We start from the raw sequence: 4056 nt of genomic DNA on the forward strand, positions 1-4056 counted from the left end.
TCTAATTCTTTAACTGTAAAGCTTTCTGTACCAGAGCCAAAAACAAATTTATCTATCTGTATTCCATTTTCTCTGCCTCCTATTTGGAACGTTTGCGTAAATGCACCATCAACAACATTAAATGAAACAGGTGTTTCTCCACCATTATATTTAGATAAATTTATCCATTTCCATTGCCCTGAACCAACTGTTCCAGCCGTACCTACAATATCAGTTTGAACAGCATATCCTACCCCTCCTAAATTATTACTCATCACCCATTCATTAGCATCAGCCAATGAATTCAATGAACCAAATAATTTACCATAATAAAAGCTATCATCGCTCGCACCACCAGCTCCAATCCATACTTTTGCATACAAGTCATAAGTTCCAGGCTTTTCAAATGTGACAGTATATGAAATAACTTTAGAAGGATCCCCTGGATAATTTGAATTTATTGCATCAGTTTTTGAAGTAACATAAACAACCTCTGATGCTGTTAAGGCATCCCAATCAGAACCTAATACACCTAATTCTGCCTGAAAAGGAATAGCCGTTTTTATATTTACCTGCGCTACAGCACTCAAAGTTTCAACTGCATTATTATCAATTGCCTTGATTTTATAATAATTTGTAACAGCCTGTGTTGTATTGTCCAGATAGACGTAATTATTATTACTACCATTATTAACAGCATTTACATTTGAAATACTAGTATAATTAATACCATCAGTACTTTTTAAAACTTCATATCTTAAAAGATTTCTTTCATCTGCTACATTCCAAGAAACCTGAATTTGGGAACTATTTTTTTGAACAGCATCAACAGAAACAAATGAAAACGGAAGGACAGTTTTAGTCAATATAATCTTGTCGATATTAATAATTGCACCAGCTGTATTTGCTTTTAATTCGATTGTATTGTTTGTTCCTTGATTAAGATTTATTTTCTGATTAAAGATCGCATAAGTAGATTCACTTCCTGTAGCAGGAAAAGTCGGGGTACTTATTTTTGTACCATTTACAAATATATCCACCAAATTAACATTTGCTAATGCTGCATATCTAATATCCAAATCATAACTCCCCGCCACCTCAACATTAACAACCTTAAATTTAACTGAGGAATTTGAAGATGTCGTACTCGAAAACCTAACAAATCCTGTTCCATGATAAGCAATTGGCAAAGGAGTAGAATTCACCGACGCAGGAGAAGTTACAATTGCACCTTCAGCTTCATATTGCTTCTCACCAGTATAAGCTATTGGCGACATAGGAGAAACTACAGCTACAGCTGCAGGAGCCGTAGCTCTATCTGTAGCAATACCTGAACAATCGATTGAAATATCTACAGGTCCATTATGAACTACAGTTAATGTATAAATTCCGTTCGCCCAACTAACACTAGCAGTACTTGCTTTATGACTTCCACGATCTGTAAGAGTATAAACCGGTTGACTAGTACTACCATTTACTTTAATCACACTTGTACGGAATGTTCCGTCAGGCGGATTAGTAGCATACTGTGGCAATATAGTAGTTTGTAGTCTGTACCAAGAAAAATCATCAGGATAATCTGTCCAAAGATGATTTTTATCTGTTCTATAATTATTTAGATAAATCTGAATCTTATTAGCAGACTCATTAATAACACTAAATGTATGAGGTTCATAGGACAACTGAACACTAGTACAAGTATTATACTTTAAAGGAATAGTTGCTGATGTTGGAGTATTTGTATTCAACCATGGATTGTATGCGTACAAACTATTATTAAGCCTGCTTACATACATATCTCCAGTAGATACCTCAGGATAAAGACTATTAAACTGAGTTACTTTTTGCGCTTCAGTTGACCAAAGCGTTTGATACTGTGACTTCTTTACGAAAACTGTACCTAGAGAAAATAAAGAAATTTCATCTGCACTATCAGAATACAATTGAGGAATTGTTGCGTAGCGCCCAGATTTCTTAAACCAAGTTCTGTTATTAATCAACATTCCATCCGTACCATCCGTAGCATCCATAGCATAAAGACCAGAGAAAAGTGTATTGGTCGTATTTGCATCTACATCGTTAACAAAAACCACTTTCGTTCGGGCAGCTACTTCATTAACGGTAGGAATACGAATAGTTCCATCCTTTACTTTACGTAAAATATCAGCAATCATATTATCAAAAGCAGGCAATTTATAGTGGCTATAAAAAGTTGACATCCACGGAACCTCAGGACCATCAATAACCGTAGCGCCTGTTACCATCATTTGTTCCACAATTGGCACTCCCATTACAGCCTCAGGACAAGCAAAAAGAGATCTGTTCCCATCAGGATTTCTTTCAGGTGCTTCTGCACCAAAAATCTGACCTTTACCTGACCACCCCCAAGAATACATATCATAACGAATGGCATAATTAGCTGCATGTCCAGACAAAAAAGCCCCCAAAGCACCACTTTCGTTATCATAATATCCATATGAATTAGTAAACTTATTACCATAGATCATATTTGCCTTATACACTTTTGTTGCATTGGCAAAATCTGCACTTGCTTTAAATTTTGAAATCGTATTAAATCCGGCATTTGAAATAGAGAAACAATCATTTACATATAAATAGCCCCCGTACTTATGCCCCATTTCTAATAAATTAGTAAACAGGTTGAGCCTTTGCGGAAAAGTGCTTGAGTCAAATCCCCAAGACTGTTCACAGAAATTATAACCAATGAAATTAGGATACTTAATATACAAAGATTCATATGCACTTAAATTAGTATCTGTTGCAAAAGCATTCTGAATACCACTACTAGCCTGAACCATAGCCCACATTCCATTTTGCGCACAGGTATTCAACCAGGATTCAGCACAATCAAAACCACGATCACCCAGAATTGAAGTAGACATAGATATATTTATCACTACAAAAGGACGTATATCCATAGGTATCAAATCAATCACTTCCTGAGGTTGATCAGTCCAAGCATCAACATGGATTAAATACATAGGACTAGTTGGAGAAAGAACTCGTCTCATTGACGCTATTGGTAAACTAGGATTGCTGTTAATCGTAAAAGAGAAAGGACTTGATACTGCAGCATAATAATTACTATCTGCAGCCACTGATGCTACTACACTATAAGTACCAGCCATAACCGGACGCTTACTTGATGGTCCATAAGAAGTACTACCTGTACCTGTATAAGTATAAGTAACTACCCCTGTAGAACCCGAAACTGTAGCTGCATTAGGCCCCTGTGGCGCCCCATTATAATCATAAGAACTAGCTCCTGTTACCGTTATGGTTGAGTTTCCTATGATAGTGGATTTGAATTTAATATCATCATATAGATACCCCATAGTTCCGCTCCCTATGCCATAGACCAACTGGGTACTACCCGATGTATATAAATTTGAAGTATCTGTATAGGTTGTTCCAACCGTAAAGGTCACACCATCCATAGAATACTCAAATTTGAGTACATTTCCTGTAACAGAAGCACGAAACCAACAAGCCTTGTTAACAGCAAAACCAGCTATAATTATAGCTCCACTATCTTTTAAATTTGAAATAGATGTTGCACTTGAAGAATTCAGGATTCGAAAATTAACAGAGCCCGTAGTTGCATTATTTTGCACCATGAAAAAATAGCCCTGCTTTATTCCTGTCGTATAACCTCCCGTTCCACTAGCTCGCAACAAAAAACCTTTTTTGAAACTGGTATTAGCAGTTGTAATATACTCTTTCCATGTTACACTATAATCAGAACCACTTGGAAAAGAAGTTAAATTGGCTACCCCTGTTTGATTTGGAGAACCAACCGTTTTTGGACGAAGTACAGTAGTTGTGTTAGCATCACTATTATCTGTTAAACCCGCAACAGAAACAGCTTCTACAGTACCTGAAGCAGAAGCAACACCAACTAAAGGTGTCGCCGAATTAAAATCATAAATAACCTCCTGAGCTAAAGCAGTCTGCCCATAAATTAAAAAAGCTATGATAGCCAAATAAAATTGTAATTCTTTTTTCATACTAAATTATTTATTATTTATAATACATTAATTTAATCCAACTTCTAAT

General features: G+C 36.0%; 1 protein-coding gene. It reads right to left on the reverse strand.

Annotated elements, in window-relative coordinates; genetic code table 11:
• Positions 1–4007 (reverse strand): glycoside hydrolase family 98 domain-containing protein (locus AAEO59_RS16285; RefSeq protein WP_341701802.1); only part of this gene is annotated, 4007 nt, incomplete at its 3' end.
• Between the last annotated feature and the right edge of the window lie 49 nt (positions 4008–4056).

The organism is Flavobacterium flavipallidum (assembly GCF_038289905.1).
GTDB lineage: Bacteria > Bacteroidota > Bacteroidia > Flavobacteriales > Flavobacteriaceae > Flavobacterium > Flavobacterium flavipallidum.